The organism is Haloferax marinisediminis (assembly GCF_009674585.1).
GTDB lineage: Archaea > Halobacteriota > Halobacteria > Halobacteriales > Haloferacaceae > Haloferax > Haloferax marinisediminis.
The window spans coordinates 102,784-117,217 of record NZ_WKJP01000004.1 but is presented as its reverse complement, the minus strand read 5'-3'; the positions used below and the strand labels follow the sequence as shown (position 1 = coordinate 117,217).

Below are 14,434 nucleotides of genomic sequence, written 5' to 3'. Positions count from 1 at the left end.
ACGTCCCCGAATATTCACGTGGCCCTCATAGGTGGCCGATAGTGAGCGGTTCGGCAGTGTTCCAGTACTGCTCGAAGAGGGTTTCTGCCCACGAGTGAACCTCCGGTTCGTCGATATCGACTGAAGCTTGGAGAATTCCGTTGTCGTCGCGCAAGAAGAGGTGCACGACTGAGTCAGCAATCGTGGCGGCGACTGGAATCGGGTCGTCGGCGATTCGAATCGTTGCACCGTCTGCTGTGAGGAGATTCCGAAGTTGTTCACGCAGTTTCGAGTCGTCGGCCAGCGCATCGATCGCGCTCGATGAAAAGACGCCGTCGAATCGTTGTTCTCCCGCCGCTGTCCGCTCTGCGATGCGTTCGAGACTCTGTTCGTTGAACGCGTACGAGACGACCTTGACCTCGTTCGCATCGTTGAGCAAGTCGAGCACTCGTTTGACGGGTGCGTTCGGCCGGACTCGGCTAGGTGTCGTCACCGTCGCCGCCCGCAGATGGTCGAGGTCGAATGTAATTTCGTCAGCTGGTAACCACCGAACGATTGGCCGAAGTTCGACGTCAGTCTCGAGAATCCCCACTAACTCTTCGAACCCCCGTGAGACGAGTTTCCCAGTCACCGTTGCAGTGTATGTGCTATCTTCCTGTCTGACCCACGCTCGGTCTTCGAAGTCGTGGAGTATTCGACCGAGTGTCGGTTGTGACGCACTGGTTAGCTCTACGAGTTCGCGGCGTGTACGCGGTTCTTCGGTGAGATACTGAAGTGCTGCTACCCGATTTGGTGAGAGGGCAAGAAACTCGATTTCTTCTAACGCCGATTCCATACGTGTCTCTGCGGGGGCCGAAGGTATACGATTTTCGACCCTCGAAATAATTTCACATATTGAAACCACGTTGCCCCACCACGAGATTTTCTTACTCCGAAATATTTTCTGAAACAATGTAAGTACGAGACACTCGTATACAGAAGTAGAATGAGTTCACTGTCGCAATTTCGATTCGCTTCGGCAAGTTGGGGTTGGTCGTGGTAATGGGCACTCGTCGTCGACTCGCGTTGTTCGCGTTGGCGAGTTTCTTCTTCGGTGGGACGTTCGTCGCCGCAAAAGCCGGTCTCGACTACTTTCCACCGCTCCTGTTCGTCGCACTTCGGTTCGACATCGCTGCCGTGGCCTTACTCGCGTACGTCGGTGTGAGCACCGCACGTGACGAACTACTCCCACGCTCTGTCGGCGACATCATAGGCATCCTCGCGACTGGCGTGTTCGTCATCGGTCTCTCGAACGCTCTCCTCTTCGTCGGACAGCAGTACGTTTCGAGTGGTGTTGGGTCGATTATCTTCAGTCTCAACCCTATCTTGACACCGGTGTTCGCGATGGTGTTTCTCGCGAACGAACGGCTATCCACGCGTGGTGCAGTCGGGATGCTCATCGGGCTGATTGGTGTGGCCCTCGTCGTACAGGTTGACCCCACGAACCTCCTCGACGGGGCCGCATTGTGGAAAGGTGTCGTGTTCATGGGTGCCGTCAGCGGTGCACTTGGCACGGTTCTCATTCGTTGGGCAGACACGTCGCTTTCGAGCACCGTCCGCACTGCGTGGGCACTCCCTATCAGTTCGCTTCTCACGCACAGTCTCAGCGATGTCTCTGGTGAATCGTTCGCGATGATTTCGTGGACGCCAACGGCACTCATAGCGCTCGCGTATGTCGGTCTCTTCGCCGGTGCGCTGGCGTACATCGCCTACTTCGGCCTTCTCGACGACGTGGGTCCGATTCACGGGAACCTCGTCTTCTATGCGGTTCCCATCGTCGCAACACTCGGCGGTTCAGCCCTTCTTGGTGAGTCGATATCGCCGCTCACCATCGCTGGGTTCGTGACCATCTTCGTCGGATTCGCGGTCCTCGCAAGCGAGTCGATCGTCGCAGAGTTGGAACACCTCTACGAGACTCGTGTCAAGACCGTTGCGAGGGTGAACTAACCCTTACAGGGTGAATTAACTCACTGAGGCGATTTTCGTGCCTCTCTGATGAACTGGGCGCACTGTTCTGGGTGACGCAAGTACGGAATGTGACCGGAGGCAACTGACTCGAACCGAGCATTCGGAATCAACTGGACGCTCGCTCGGACGTCGTCCGGTCTCCCGAGCGGGTCGTGTTCTCCCCAGACCATGGTTGTCGGGTGTTCGAGTCCACGCAACTCTTCGTCACTGATTCGAACTGACCTGTGCCACCCCCGAATCGAAAGCAACGCGTTGAATTCGCTGAGTCCTGCTGCCGCTGAGTTGGGGTCTCGTTCGTGAGCGGCAATCGCTTGGATGAACGCCGGGTAGTCCTGAATCGCATCTCGTTCCCCGAAGACTTCTGCGATGTCGAGGACACCTGCTTCGTCCGGTTTTTGCAGTCGCCGTATCACTCGATTGAGGAGTGGAACGGTGAGTGCTCGAAGTGGGAGTGGTGGCCGTGTTCCCGGGAACGCCGGAATCCCCCCGACGAGAAGTAGATTCCGGACTCGCTCGGGATGGGCGTTCGCAAACAGGATACCCGCATGTCCACCCATCGAATGCCCGACGAGGTCGACCTGTTCGATATTCAGTTCGTCTACGACGCCTCCGATGACGTCCACGACAGTCTGTCGAAGGTTTTGCTCGGTGCACACGAAGGCCTCACTGAGACCATACCCGGGCCTATCGAATCCAACGACGCGTGCGTCACCGAACTGGGCCATGAGCGGAGAAAGAAACGCTCCGAAAGCGGCTGTTCCGTGAACGAACAGCAGCGGAACGTCGTCGGTCGATGACCCCGCTTCGAACACGTGGGTTCGTCCGTATGGGTGGCCGAGGTCAATGAACGTCGACTTCGCATCGAGTCCAACTGCGTCGAACAGTGTGCGTTGTGCTGCTTCGAATCCCCCTCTCCACGTCTCCTCGGCTGGCGAGCTGTGCTCTGGTGTCCGGCTATCTGCCGATGTTGACATCGTCTCCCTCCCTCGTCGAACCCGACTCGGTGCTCTGTGTCTCTCTTCTCACCGAAGCGAGTACAACCCTAGAAATACGCGACGACGTGTGTTAACAATTGTCGTGTGCTCTCGCTCAGGGAAGTACGAATCGACGCCATGAAAGAACCAGTGAACGCCGAGAACAGTGAGAACTGGGAGATGGGTGGGTTGGCTGTCTCGGTCAGCGGTCCCGCGAGCGGTGACGGATGCCGACGGCGGCGATGACGATGACCACGAGGACCCACATAATGGCCAACAGGCCGTAGTTTAACCCACTCGATTCAGTAGGGTCGTCCTGACCAGTCCGTTCGGGCACTGTTGTACCGAACTTAGATTTCCCTTCTTCCACGTTCACGGTGATGGCCTCGCCGTTGACTGTGAGAGTATACTCGCCAGGCGAGTCGATGGTCTGTTCGAACGTGACGACTTCCGTCTGTCCGCCGGAGACGGAGACGGTTCTCGTCTCGACGACGCTATCGAACGCTTCGAACGTGAGGGTGTACGTACCCTCTTGGTCACCGGTGTTGGTGACCGTCGCGATGAGGGTGACACTCTCGCCCGGTCCGATGGTCGTTGCATCCGCCTTCAAGTCTGCGAGACTGAGGGTCGGGTTCGGTTCACCCACGACGACTTCTGTACTCGACTCCCCGATTGTGACGACGTACGTCCCGGCGGTGTCGAACCGGTAGTCGAAGGTGACGGTCTGCGATTCGCCAGACGCCACTGCCACTGTTTGGTTCGATACCACGTCGCCATCGACTGTGAGGTCGACTGTGACGTTCCCATCTGCACGTCCTGTGTTGGTGACGTCGGCGGAGAGAGACGTTGTCTCGTCAACTACCACGTTCGTGTCTGTGGAGATGTCCGAGACGGACAGTACCGGTTGACGAATCCCAACCGCGAAGTAGGACGTCCCGGGCGTGGTGGCTTCCATCACGTACCGACCATCGTTCTCTCGCAGCAGGCTCGTCTCGAGTTGTTCCCACGTTCCGTTGTGGTACCGATAGAGTGCGACGTTCTCGGGAGACGTCCCCCGGGCATCCAGGTCGCTCTTCGAGAGCGTGAAGACCACGGTGGCCTCTTCCAGATACTCGTCCATCGTCTCGTCTCCCTCTATTTCTAGGTAGAGCACTGTGTCGTCGACGGAGTCGACTTCTTCGACGTCTCTGGGTTTCTCTGTGAACCCTCTCACGTCCATGCTGAACGAGCGCGTGGACCGTGACAGCGTAACCGTGATCTCACGGATCTCTGTACCAGACTCTCCAGCCATCGATGACGGGGGTCTGAACTTGATTGGGTCTCCGCCTCTGGCGCCAGTCACGTCGTATTGCACGTGTGTCTCGGTCACTTCTGTCGTCTGCGTCTTCGCCGACGGCGACGACGACCCTCCACTACTGGAGCTACTGCTGCCGCCTCCACCGCCTCCGCCACCGCCTCCACCGCTGCTACGCGGGGTCGAGGTCGGAGTCGGTTCTGGCGTTGGGGTGGGGGTCGGCGTCGGCGTCGGAGTCGGTGTCGGAGTTGGGGTTGGAGTTGGGGTTGGCGTCGCGGTCGGCGTTGGTGTTGGTGTTGGGGTCGGTGTCGGAGTTGGGGTTGGAGTTGGGGTTGGCGTCGCGGTCGGCGTTGGTGTTGGTGTTGGGGTCGGTGTCGGTGTCGGTGTTGGGGTTGGAGTTGGGGTTGGCGTTGGAGTTGGGGTTGGCGTTGGAGTTGGAGTCGGGGTTGGGGTTGGAGTTGGAGTTGGAGTTGGAGTTGGAGTTGGGGTTGGAGTTGGGGTTGGGGTTGGAGTTGGAGTTGGGGTTGGGGTTGGGGTCGGTGTCGGTGTCGGTGTTGGGGTTGGAGTTGGGGTTGGCGTTGGGGTTGGAGTTGGGGTTGGCGTTGGGGTTGGAGTTGGAGTTGGGGTTGGGGTTGGAGTTGGTGTCGGCGTCGGCGTTGGGGTCGGTGTCGGGGTTGGCGTCGGCGTTGGAGTTGGTTCTTCACATGGACCCGCGCTTATGCTGACGTCCTGACTCATGTCGAGGGTGACTGTGCTCTGGTTTGCGTGGATGAGTCGGAACTCGCTGGTGCGGTTGTTTCCTCCGGTCCATGGCCAGTCGTTCCAGTGGTCTGCTTCCTCGTTGAACTCTGGGGTAATCGAGACGACGTCGCCGGCTTGGAGGTTCTCGAATCCGCGGTAGGCACCACCGTCACTTCGGTTGCCTGCCCACTTCCAGTCGATTTTCGCTGTCGAACCACTTATGATCCAGTCGTCGTCTTGGTTCCCGCCTGCGTAGTAGTCGTCTTGGACGACCCAGCCGTCCCCCGACGGAAGACCGTCGATGGTGAATGTCACTGTCCCTGCGTACGGGGCGTCACCGAGTTCGTCGTGGAGGATGACGAGACTGACGCCCTCTGAACCGTGGTAGAAGAAGATACTACTCACTTGGTTCTCTTGGAGATAGCCTGTTCCGTACGACGAGAAAATCCCAGACGGTGATGTCTCGTTGCTACGGTAGTCGTAGAACGATTCGACGGATTCGCTTCCGTCACCGAGCGCTTCGGCGGTGTAGCACATCCCGCCCTGCTCGACAGCGTAGACAGACGTGCCATCGTGTTGCGCAAGGGCGCCATTCATCCCTGTCGGGATGACCAGCATCAAGGCGATCACGACTACGAGGAGTCGTCGCAACGACCTCATCGTCTGACCCTTGGCCGAGTAGTCGCTGCCGCGTTCCGGTGCGAACCGGCTGGGTCGATCGGAGTCGCCGAAGGACGAAATACAGTATCTGAATCACTGGAGGGGGTCATAGACAGGTCTTGGTGAATGTTACGTTTGGAGGAGTTTGGTTATGGGCAGACAGAATGCTGGTTCCCAGTCGATGTGGTCTGGGTGTCCCTCGACAGGACACAGTTAACAGTTGTAGAATATCGGTTATTCACGACATAACGAGGCGGGTGATGGACAACATCGTGTGAAAATTAGCGTTCTGTATGACAGAGCTAATCCACGACACGAGCGGTTCACCACACGAAGGCAAAACGACGAACGCCGACACGTTGGATTCTCTGTCAGTCTGTCAACTAATAAATTGAAATTAATAGTGTTCCCATCGTCTGTATATTCTCCTGACGTACGCCTCGCGTACTCTGGTGGAGTGATCACGTATGGCTATGACCAATGTCGCCCCTGATGTAGAATCGATTGCTGAAGACGCATACCTCTACGGCCTCCAGCAGGTCATCTTCTACGAGACACGTTTCAATTACACCCAAAACGAGGGGAGTAACGTCTACACTGGTGTCAATCGCTGGTGTATCATCAACGATGGCCAACCAATAACGGCCGACTTCGATGCAGTCGTCACGCCGAACGCGACCACTCTCTATGCGACAGCGTTCCTCGACTTACAGGACGAACCCCTCGTCATCGAGATGCCTGAAGTGACGGACCGATACTTTTCGTTGCAGTTGATGAGCCAGTATGGGACGTATTTTCTCTACGCCGGCAACCAGTTCAACGGGACCGACGCTCGGTCGTACCTGATACTACCGGGGGATTACGACGGTGAGGTTCCGAGTGACTTCGTCACGACCGACGTCGTCTGGGCACCCACGAAGACTGCGTTCGCGAACGTCCGGTATGCCCTGCACGACCCGACCGACGAGGACGAAATCGCCCACATCAACGAACTACAGGCCGAGACGACCATCACGCCACTCAGCGAGTGGCTTGCAAACGGTCACTCAGGGGTGCCACGTGAAGAACAATCAGTCGTCCCCGGCGACTACGAGACCTTCCCACGAATGAGTGAACTCACTGCTCGACAGGTAGAAAAACAGACCGCTGAGGACTTTTTCACGTTCCTCTCCCTCGTCTTGAACGACCCGAGCATGCCACTACTCGGAGATTCACTGAGAGAGAGTGCGATGCTCGAGCGGTTAGAACGCGTCGGAGTTGCCTCCGGAACACAGTTCGACTGGGATAGCCTCGATAGTGACACGCGGAACGGACTCACTAGCGGGTTCAAAAAGGGGTTCGAGAACGTCAAAAACACCGGCCGTGAACAGTTGGCCGATATGAACGGGTGGGGAGTCATTCAGGTCTCTGGTGACTTCCAGACAGACTGGATGAGCCGGGCCGTATTGGCCGACTTTGGCTGGGCGGGACCCGACTGGGTTGGCTCACACACTGCCGCGTTCGCGTTTACTGGTTCAGATGGGAAGCAGTTACACGGGTCGAACAGATACACGATCACGTTCGACCTCGATAACCTGCCGCCAGTCACGCAGTTCTGGTCGATTCCGATATACGACGCTGAAGGGTACTTCGTCCACAACGAACTCGACCGCTACAGTATCAACAGCTTCATGCTAGACGCTGGGCTGCTGCACGTCGAAAACAACGAACTCGTCATCTACGTCCAGCACGACAAGCCGACCGACCCCGACAAAGCAAAGAACTGGCTCCCCGCTCCCGCTGAGGGATTCCGGTTTACCGCGCGGTTCTATGGCCCGCACTGGTCGCTCATCGATGGCTCGTACGAGATGCCCACTATCCAAAAGGAGTGAAGACCGATGGCAGTCGTCCTCGAATCACTGGCAACCCTGTCGGTTCTCGTCTTCGTCGTGACGAGTATGCTCGCGATGGGACTGAGTCTAACCATCTCACAGATTCTCGAGCCCTTGAGAAACGCGAGTTTGGTTGCCAAAGCATTGGCAGCCAACTTCGTGTTAGTGCCGATCGTCGCCTACGTTCTCGTCTTCGTGTTCCCACTCTCTGAAGGACAATCGGTCGGAATTATCCTCCTCGCGACTGCTGCTGGAGCGCCGTTCCTTCCGAAACTCGTGGAAGTAGCCAAAGGCAACATCGCATTCGGGGTTGGATTGATGGTACTCTTGATGGTCGTGACGGTCGCCTACGTGCCACTCGTCCTCCCGCTGTTACTGCCGGGTGTCCAAGTGAACCCACTCGACATCGCCAGTTCGCTCATCGTACTCATGTTGGTTCCGCTGGCAATTGGGCTCGTCGTGAAGGCTAGATACGACGGTATCGCCGCCTCGGTACAACCCGTGATGTCGCAAACGTCGACGGTCGCGTTAGTCTTCCTGACGGTGCTCATGTTGGTGCTGAACTTCGACAACCTCGTCAGTGTCATCGGAACGGGCGTGATACTCGCGTTGTTAGTGTTCGTCGCCATCTCGTTCGGACTCGGATACGTCCTCGGTGGACCAGCCGCTGATACGAAGTCAGTGATGGGGTTGGGAACCGGTCAGCGGAACATCTCCGCAGCGCTCGTCGTCGCAGCACAGAACTTTCAGGACCCGGACGTGGTGACCATCTTACTCGTCGGTGCCTTGGTCATGCTGGTGGTCCTGATGGTCGCAGGTGGGGAACTCGGGAAACGCAGTAAAGCTCCCGAAGATACTGGTGAGGTACTTGGAGACCGTGGAGACCAGAAGGTGGTGCCCGAGTGAGAACATCCCGTATGGACTCGGGATATTTCACATAGAGACCGAGATCGGTTGTTGAGCCACTCACCTTCTGTCTACACTGAAGCGGGCTCGGCCAGCAAAGGCATCGCGCTTCACTCTAGCTGAGTTCACGGACTAACGGGTGACACGTACACCGAATCGAGCCACCGTCTTCGGTGTGGTTCTCGTAGGCGATGCGGTGGACTGTGATGCCGTGTTCTTCGAGTCCTTCTTGGACGGTCGAGCCGTCTTCGACGTCGTTGTAGCCGAGGATGTAATTGTCGGGGTCGAGTGGCATCCCGTTGCACGCGAGGAACTGCGCTTGGTCTTTCGTGACTTCGATGAGGTCCCACCCGTCGAAGTACGACGGGATACCGTCGACGAATGCGTCAGGACACAGGATGGCTACTCCGTCACGTGGAACCGACAGTACCACGTCCAAGTGCAGGAACTCCTCGCCGATTCGGACTCGCTCGACGGTGTAGCCCTGCGGTTCGAGCAGGTCGCGCAACCACTCGAACCCGAGCGCGCTCGACCCGACTTTCGGATTGAGTGACGTTCCGACCAGAACCGTCTTGCCGAGGACGAGCAAATCGCCACCCTCCAGGGCAGCGTGCGTCTCTTTCGTGTACTCGGGGTCGGTCAAATTTCTGGCGTCGGCCATGGGCATTTGCACCCACTTCGCACTCGTCGGCTCCACACGGTCGTAGAGCAGTTTTCGATAGGCGAGGAGTTCGGCGCGACGGTTCGGCGCACCTGGTGCCAGTTCGATAACGTTGTCTCCTACCACGAAGATTGGGTCACGGCTGTACGACGTCATATATCCGTTCACGAGCCACTTCTCGCCGAAGTTCGCCGCAACCATCTCGTCTGTGAGTTCCTCAGTTCGATAGACAGTCACGTCGAATCGGTCGAATATTTCGATGAGCGCTTGGCACTCGGCTTCCATCTGTTCGAACTTGTCCAAGTCGTATTTTGAGTGCTTCCCGGAACGTTCGAGAGCTTTGTCACCCTCGGACTCGGGGGAGAATTTTGAGCGCCTCCGAGACCCACTTCGCGTGCTCAGCGTCGGGGTATCGCATCACGGGGTACCCCACGATGACTTCTTTCAGGTCGCCGTACTCGTAGTCCACGCTGATTTCTGGGTGGCTGGTGTCGCTCATACGGCGGTCTCCTCACACTCGTCTGTGCGGCCGCTCTCGGGTTGTCTCGTAGCGTATTTCGCACTCATGTTGAAATAGTAATACTAACCGATTCTAATTAAATCTGATTTCAACGCATCGTGAGTGTTCTTACACCCTGAACAGTTCTAGTTTTCAAATCGATGCGAATCAGTTCGTGGTTCTGAACGACTCCGCAATTCAGCGTGCTGAGGGGACCTTTGACTCGCTCCGGTTATCCGACAGCGAGCGGTCTATTTCGTGTCGTCGGACCCCTCTAGCCCGACCTTTTCGAGCTGCTCACGCCAGTAGGGTTTGAATCCTGTTGGCGTTGGTCGTTCCACACCCGTCTCTTCTGTCAGGATTCGGTTGAGTTCGACTTCGACATCTGCCAGTAAGCGTTCCCCGATGTCCTTGCTTATCTCTCCTCGAACTATCGCTTCGTAAATCGCCTGATGCTCTGCGACTAGGATGCGGTGTTTTCCGAGTCGTTCTTCGTGGTCCCGAATGTCTGGGTGGTCGTCCAAGAGCGACTCGATACCAGCAGTGAGGGCGGTACGCTCGCGTTTGTAAACTGCGGTGACGTCTTCGAAGACACTCGTCGGAATCTCGTCGCGTTCGAGGAGGTTTTCTGCTGTCTCGAGTGCGGCGTCGACTCCGTGGAGTCGGCCGACGAGTGCCTCGTAGAGTCGCTGGGACGGTCGCGACTTGCTGATACCGACTCTGTCGATGAGTCGCCCCATCGTGGGACCATTCACGAGGAGTGTGAAGGCAGCGACGCCGAAGACGAGCGCTGAGAGTTGCTCTGCAAGTGGTCCGGTGAACTGTTCGGACACACCGAGGACGAGTGCGATAGAGACTGACGCGTGGATACCGCTCCACGACAGAATGTGCTGGTATGCACGGGAGATGGGAGTGTCCGTCCACCGATTGAGGAGTCCGACCAGGGGGTAGATGACGACGGCTCGTGCGAGGAAGACGACGACGATGGCTGCGACGATTTGTGGGGCATATTCTACGAGAAGGTCGAAGGGGGTGATGATTCCGAGGGCGACGAAGATGATGGTGTTCGCGATGAAGGCCGCATACCCCCAGATAGCTTCCACTGTGAAGTTTGTCTCGGGAGAAATCTCCGTCTGACCGACACGAGACGCGAGGAAGACACCGGCTGTGAGTGTCCCGATGACGCCGCTGCTTCCGAGCATGTCGAGGAAGAGGTAGACACCGTATGCAGCGAGGACCGAGATGACCACGGCGGTCAGTTCGTCGTCCACTCTCGAGACGACTTTGTACGCGACGTATCCGACTGCACCGCCGACGAGTGCGCCACCAATCAGTGCGACCAGGATTCCGATTCCGACCTCAGCGAAGAACGCACTGACCGTGACGAAGTCAGCGACTTCGACACCTCGGGTCTCTGCCTCGACGAGGACTGCGAGAATCGATGAGTAGACCACGATGGAGACACCGTCGTTCAGGAGGCTCTCCCCTTCGACGAGAATGTTGAGTCGTTCGGGAACTCCCAGGTCTTCGAAGACGGCGAGCACCGAGACGGGGTCGGTCGGCATGATAATCGCCCCAAAGAGTACAGCGACGATGAGTGAGAACCCGAACACGACTGGCCCCACGATGGCGATGATACCGATAGATGCGAGGAGGCCAACGACTGCGAGTGCCAGAATCGGAACGATGTTCTCGCGGAGCGCCTCTACGTTGATTCTGATTGCATCGTTGAAAATCAAGGCCGGAAGTAGAGCCAGCAAGATGAAATCGGAGGTGAGTTCGACTTCGACCGGGGACCCGATAATCGAGATGAGTAACCCCGCGATGAGGAGCCCGGTCGTGTACTGCACCTGGGCCAACCGTGCAGTTACGAGACCGACAGCACCGGCGATGGCGAAGAGATACAGAAGGACTATCAGCTGCTCTTCGACCCCCGCCATACGTGTTACTTAACTCACATTATCTTAAATGGTCGTACGGACGCCGGTGAGTCTGATGCAACTGTACTATCTCTGGGTCATCGGCCACACATCCGTAGAATTTCATCGTCAAGGGAGAGTCTCTCAACTAATAAATTCAGAGATTCTTTAAAAGATATTTATTGTCAATACTGTAGATATGTTATGTAAACTGGTGTTCTCCCCAACACGTCATCAACGTGATGTTGCTGTGGTGGATGTGATTCACGTTGGTGGCTGGTACTGTGAGACCAGTGGTGAACCCTTCGTCCACCACGAAGCCGAGGTGGACCGCATCATGGCCAGGGAGTAATCCCCCGGCCACGGTGCATCTGGCTCGGTGACGTTCATCCAGAGAGGACCTGCTTCTGGATGAGCGTCACAGCCACGACGTCTCTCACGACGCGTTCCAACAACGACCTGCTGGACCACTATGCAACAACTGATACATCACTCGACGATGGCCGTGCTTCCGAGCGTGCAGTACCGAGGTGATGCAGTGTGATACTCGCTGTGGCTACTGGAACGGTCGACACGTTGACGCAGGTTCTTGGCACACTGCAAGGAGTTTTTATATCGGTGTTCATGGCTGGGACGATGGCTGTCGTCGGGATGCAACTCACACGCGGAGACCTCTTTGAGACTGTCCGCTCGTACAATCTCCTCGCCAGGTGGCTTCTAGCAAACGTGGTTGCAGTCCCACTGTTTGCTGTCGTGCTGTGGTTCGTGTTCGACCTCTCAGACCCGCTGTTGACCGGACTCGTGTTGATTTCGCTTGCGCCAGGTGCACCGTTTATTCCCCGTCTCGTCCTGTTGGCAGGCGAGGACTCCAAGCAGGCGTTGGAGTTGACGGCATCGCTAACTGTTGTCGCGGCAGTTCTCGTCCCAGTATTTGCCACCGGAGTACTCGTGCTCATCGAACTCCATGAGGGCGTCTCACTCTTCCGCTTTCTCGGTCCGCTCCTGCTCGTACTCGTCGTTCCGATAGTAGTCGGCGCACTCGTGCGTGACTTGAGGCCAGCCCTCGCAACTCGGGCAACCAAACCTCTCGCCCGAATTTCGAATCTCTCGCTCGTCGCTGCACTCGCCGTCATCGTCATTCTGGACCCCGGTGGAATCATCCGAATCCTGCTATCCCTCGTCGGAACGGGGACGTTGCTCATACTTCTGGTGTTCATCATTGGGTCGATCGCGATTGGATGGCTCATCGGTGGACCGACAGCAGAGGGCCGTCGGATTCTCGGACTCGCATGCGCTGCTCGAAACATCGGTGTCGCACTGTTCGCCGTAACTGGGGCCTTCCCAGACTCGAACGCAGATTCGGCAATCGTCGCGTACACCGTCCTCATGTTCGTCGTCTCGGGAGGCGTCGCGTACTACTGGGGTCGAACGAGGCGCGCAATTCCTTCGACGGCGTAGACTTCAGGCAAGTGGCGTTTGGAGCAGGCAGTTGAGTATCGAATCGAGTTCGGAACGTTCGTCTCACCGACGCAGGTGACTGTGTTCGACCGTCTGGGTTTCCCAGAAGCGAAGATTGGAGTCACGACGTCCTCGATACGTTCTCACGTGGGCGAATGGCCGTACGTCCGTGAAAAACCATTATCCTTTCATCGAACGTACAGAAGTGTATGGCCACTGAGCGAAGGCTTCCGGATACGGTGAGTGTGCAGTTACGGCGGCCAGATCTCGGGTGGTGGCTCGTCGGCCTTGCGCTGTTCGCTGTTCTCGCATGGGTTGGATTCGAATACCTCGGGTGGGTCGTGTTCGGGCTGTTTGTCTACTACGTTGCACGACCGATTTCCCGCCGATTACATCGTCGTATCTCGTCACCTACGCTCGATGCCGGGCTCACGCTCACGTTCATCATCGTCCCGATTCTCCTGTTTATCGCAGCGTTCCTCGCTGTTGCCCTTGGGCAAGCGATATCTCTGCTCTCTTCTGATGCGGCCCAAGCTATCATCGACAGACTCCCTGTTCAGACGTCGGGACTGCCTACGGAACCTGTCGATGTCATCGTCGTCATCTTGGAAGACCCAGCGTTCTCTTCGGTGCTGGACACGTTTGGTGTCGCAGTTGGAGCGTTCACCGCGACGCTGTTCAACGTGTTCCTCATGCTCATCTTCGCGTTCTTCCTGCTCGTCGAGGACCGAAAGATTTCGCGCTGGTTCGAAACGAACGTCTTTGGCACGGAGTCGTTGACCACGTCGTACCTTCGTGCTGTCGACCGGGGTCTGACGTCGGTGTACTTCGGGTACACGCTCACCATCTTCGCGATTATCATCATCGCTGCCATCATCTACATGGTTTTCAACTTCGTCGCACCCGGTGGATTACGGATTCCATCTGCTCTCTTGTTGGCAGTCATCACTGGTGTCTTCACGCTCATTCCACTCGTGGGGCGCTCTGTCGTGTACGCGCTTATCTTCGCCATACTGTCCGCACAGGCGCTCAACACCAACCCGACGTTACTCTGGGTACCAATCGTATTCTTTGTGCTGATGGTGCTCGTGTTCGACAACGTCGTCCGGACGTACATCCGTCCGTACCTCTCGGGGAAGTCCTACCACATGGCGCTGGTCATGTTCGCGTACCTCCTCGGACCACTTCTTTTCGGATGGTACGGTATCTTCATGGGGCCATTGCTGATGGTGCTCATCGTCGAGTTCATCACCAAAGTTCTCCCTCGTCTCAGCCCTGCCGTGTCTGGTGAGGTCGACACAACCCAAGAAGGCCCCGAACTTGCACCAGGAGAGGTGGACCAAGTGACGTTCGACGAGTCTCCCGACACTGGCAGAGACGATGTCCGTCCTGGATGATCATGGACGGAGAAACGTGTTGGGACACGCGGTTCCGCGAGTATAGCAGACGCAGAAACTGACGCCCT

12 protein-coding genes are annotated in these 14,434 nt (G+C 57.1%); 6 read left to right on the top strand and 6 right to left on the bottom strand.

Annotated features, from left to right (window positions below; genetic code table 11):
* Positions 1 to 25 precede the first annotated feature (25 nt).
* Positions 26 to 814, bottom strand: a complete 789-nt coding sequence (locus tag GJR98_RS15140; RefSeq protein WP_151139568.1) for a helix-turn-helix transcriptional regulator — start codon at positions 812 to 814, stop codon at positions 26 to 28.
* A gap of 206 nt (positions 815 to 1,020) precedes the next feature.
* Here GJR98_RS15140 and GJR98_RS15135 point away from each other — a divergent pair, with 206 nt between their 5' ends.
* Complete coding sequence (locus tag GJR98_RS15135; RefSeq protein ID WP_151139567.1) at positions 1,021 to 1,965, top strand: DMT family transporter; 945 nt, start codon at positions 1,021 to 1,023, stop codon at positions 1,963 to 1,965.
* Between the two features lie 20 nt (positions 1,966 to 1,985).
* Here the strand turns inward: GJR98_RS15135 and GJR98_RS15130 are convergent, their stop codons facing one another.
* Positions 1,986 to 2,960 (bottom strand): alpha/beta fold hydrolase, encoded by a 975-nt coding sequence (locus tag GJR98_RS15130; RefSeq protein WP_151139566.1) that lies wholly within the window; start codon positions 2,958 to 2,960, stop codon positions 1,986 to 1,988.
* 202 nt (positions 2,961 to 3,162) lie between these two features.
* Positions 3,163 to 4,251, bottom strand: a complete 1,089-nt coding sequence (locus tag GJR98_RS17725; RefSeq protein WP_225316435.1) for a PGF-pre-PGF domain-containing protein — start codon at positions 4,249 to 4,251, stop codon at positions 3,163 to 3,165.
* Positions 4,252 to 4,316: 65 nt separating this feature from the next.
* On the opposite strand from GJR98_RS17725, the gene GJR98_RS17720 reads away from it, so the two are divergent.
* The 3 genes from GJR98_RS17720 (at position 4,317) to GJR98_RS15115 (ending at position 8,432) form a co-directional block, all read left to right on the top strand.
* Complete coding sequence (locus tag GJR98_RS17720; RefSeq protein WP_225316434.1) at positions 4,317 to 4,979, top strand: hypothetical protein; 663 nt, start codon at positions 4,317 to 4,319, stop codon at positions 4,977 to 4,979.
* A 1,143-nt stretch (positions 4,980 to 6,122) separates the two neighbouring features.
* Positions 6,123 to 7,526, top strand: a complete 1,404-nt coding sequence (locus GJR98_RS15120; RefSeq protein WP_151139564.1) for a DUF1254 domain-containing protein — start codon at positions 6,123 to 6,125, stop codon at positions 7,524 to 7,526.
* Positions 7,527 to 7,532: 6 nt separating this feature from the next.
* Positions 7,533 to 8,432: a bile acid:sodium symporter family protein gene (locus GJR98_RS15115; RefSeq protein WP_151139563.1), complete on the top strand. Its 900-nt coding sequence runs from the start codon at positions 7,533 to 7,535 to the stop codon at positions 8,430 to 8,432.
* 115 nt (positions 8,433 to 8,547) lie between these two features.
* Here the strand turns inward: GJR98_RS15115 and GJR98_RS15110 are convergent, their stop codons facing one another.
* The 3 genes from GJR98_RS15110 to GJR98_RS15100 form a co-directional block, all read right to left on the bottom strand.
* On the bottom strand, positions 8,548 to 9,378 hold the full coding sequence (locus tag GJR98_RS15110) for a dimethylarginine dimethylaminohydrolase family protein (protein WP_151139562.1): 831 nt from the start codon (positions 9,376 to 9,378) through the stop codon (positions 8,548 to 8,550).
* Positions 9,379 to 9,436: 58 nt separating this feature from the next.
* Positions 9,437 to 9,592: a hypothetical protein gene (locus GJR98_RS15105; RefSeq protein ID WP_154269863.1), complete on the bottom strand. Its 156-nt coding sequence runs from the start codon at positions 9,590 to 9,592 to the stop codon at positions 9,437 to 9,439.
* A 251-nt stretch (positions 9,593 to 9,843) separates the two neighbouring features.
* The gene (locus GJR98_RS15100; protein WP_151139561.1) at positions 9,844 to 11,532 is read right to left on the bottom strand and encodes a cation:proton antiporter; all 1,689 of its coding nucleotides are present in this window, start codon (positions 11,530 to 11,532) and stop codon (positions 9,844 to 9,846) included.
* Between the two features lie 615 nt (positions 11,533 to 12,147).
* Between GJR98_RS15100 and GJR98_RS15095 the strand changes: the two genes are divergently transcribed.
* A complete protein-coding gene (locus GJR98_RS15095) occupies positions 12,148 to 12,969 on the top strand; it encodes a bile acid:sodium symporter family protein (RefSeq protein WP_191965505.1) in 822 nt (273 codons plus the stop codon).
* Between the two features lie 209 nt (positions 12,970 to 13,178).
* Positions 13,179 to 14,366: an AI-2E family transporter gene (locus GJR98_RS15090; RefSeq protein ID WP_151139559.1), complete on the top strand. Its 1,188-nt coding sequence runs from the start codon at positions 13,179 to 13,181 to the stop codon at positions 14,364 to 14,366.
* The last annotated feature ends 68 nt before the right edge of the window (positions 14,367 to 14,434 follow it).

Excerpts from the sequence above, each read along its gene's own strand:
- GJR98_RS15090 (WP_151139559.1), top strand. The coding sequence starts at position 13,179 with ATGGCCACTGAGCGAAGGCTTCCGGATACGGTGAGTGTGCAGTTACGG.
- GJR98_RS15110 (WP_151139562.1), bottom strand. The coding sequence starts at position 9,378 with ATGGAAGCCGAGTGCCAAGCGCTCATCGAAATATTCGACCGATTCGAC.
- GJR98_RS17725 (WP_225316435.1), bottom strand. The coding sequence starts at position 4,251 with ATGGCTGGAGAGTCTGGTACAGAGATCCGTGAGATCACGGTTACGCTG.
- GJR98_RS15105 (WP_154269863.1), bottom strand. The coding sequence starts at position 9,592 with ATGAGCGACACCAGCCACCCAGAAATCAGCGTGGACTACGAGTACGGC.
- GJR98_RS15130 (WP_151139566.1), bottom strand. The coding sequence starts at position 2,960 with ATGTCAACATCGGCAGATAGCCGGACACCAGAGCACAGCTCGCCAGCC.
- GJR98_RS15120 (WP_151139564.1), top strand. The coding sequence starts at position 6,123 with ATGGCTATGACCAATGTCGCCCCTGATGTAGAATCGATTGCTGAAGAC.
- GJR98_RS15095 (WP_191965505.1), top strand. The coding sequence starts at position 12,148 with ATGGCTGTCGTCGGGATGCAACTCACACGCGGAGACCTCTTTGAGACT.
- GJR98_RS15140 (WP_151139568.1), bottom strand. The coding sequence starts at position 814 with ATGGAATCGGCGTTAGAAGAAATCGAGTTTCTTGCCCTCTCACCAAAT.
- GJR98_RS15115 (WP_151139563.1), top strand. The coding sequence starts at position 7,533 with ATGGCAGTCGTCCTCGAATCACTGGCAACCCTGTCGGTTCTCGTCTTC.
- GJR98_RS15100 (WP_151139561.1), bottom strand. The coding sequence starts at position 11,532 with ATGGCGGGGGTCGAAGAGCAGCTGATAGTCCTTCTGTATCTCTTCGCC.
- GJR98_RS15135 (WP_151139567.1), top strand. The coding sequence starts at position 1,021 with ATGGGCACTCGTCGTCGACTCGCGTTGTTCGCGTTGGCGAGTTTCTTC.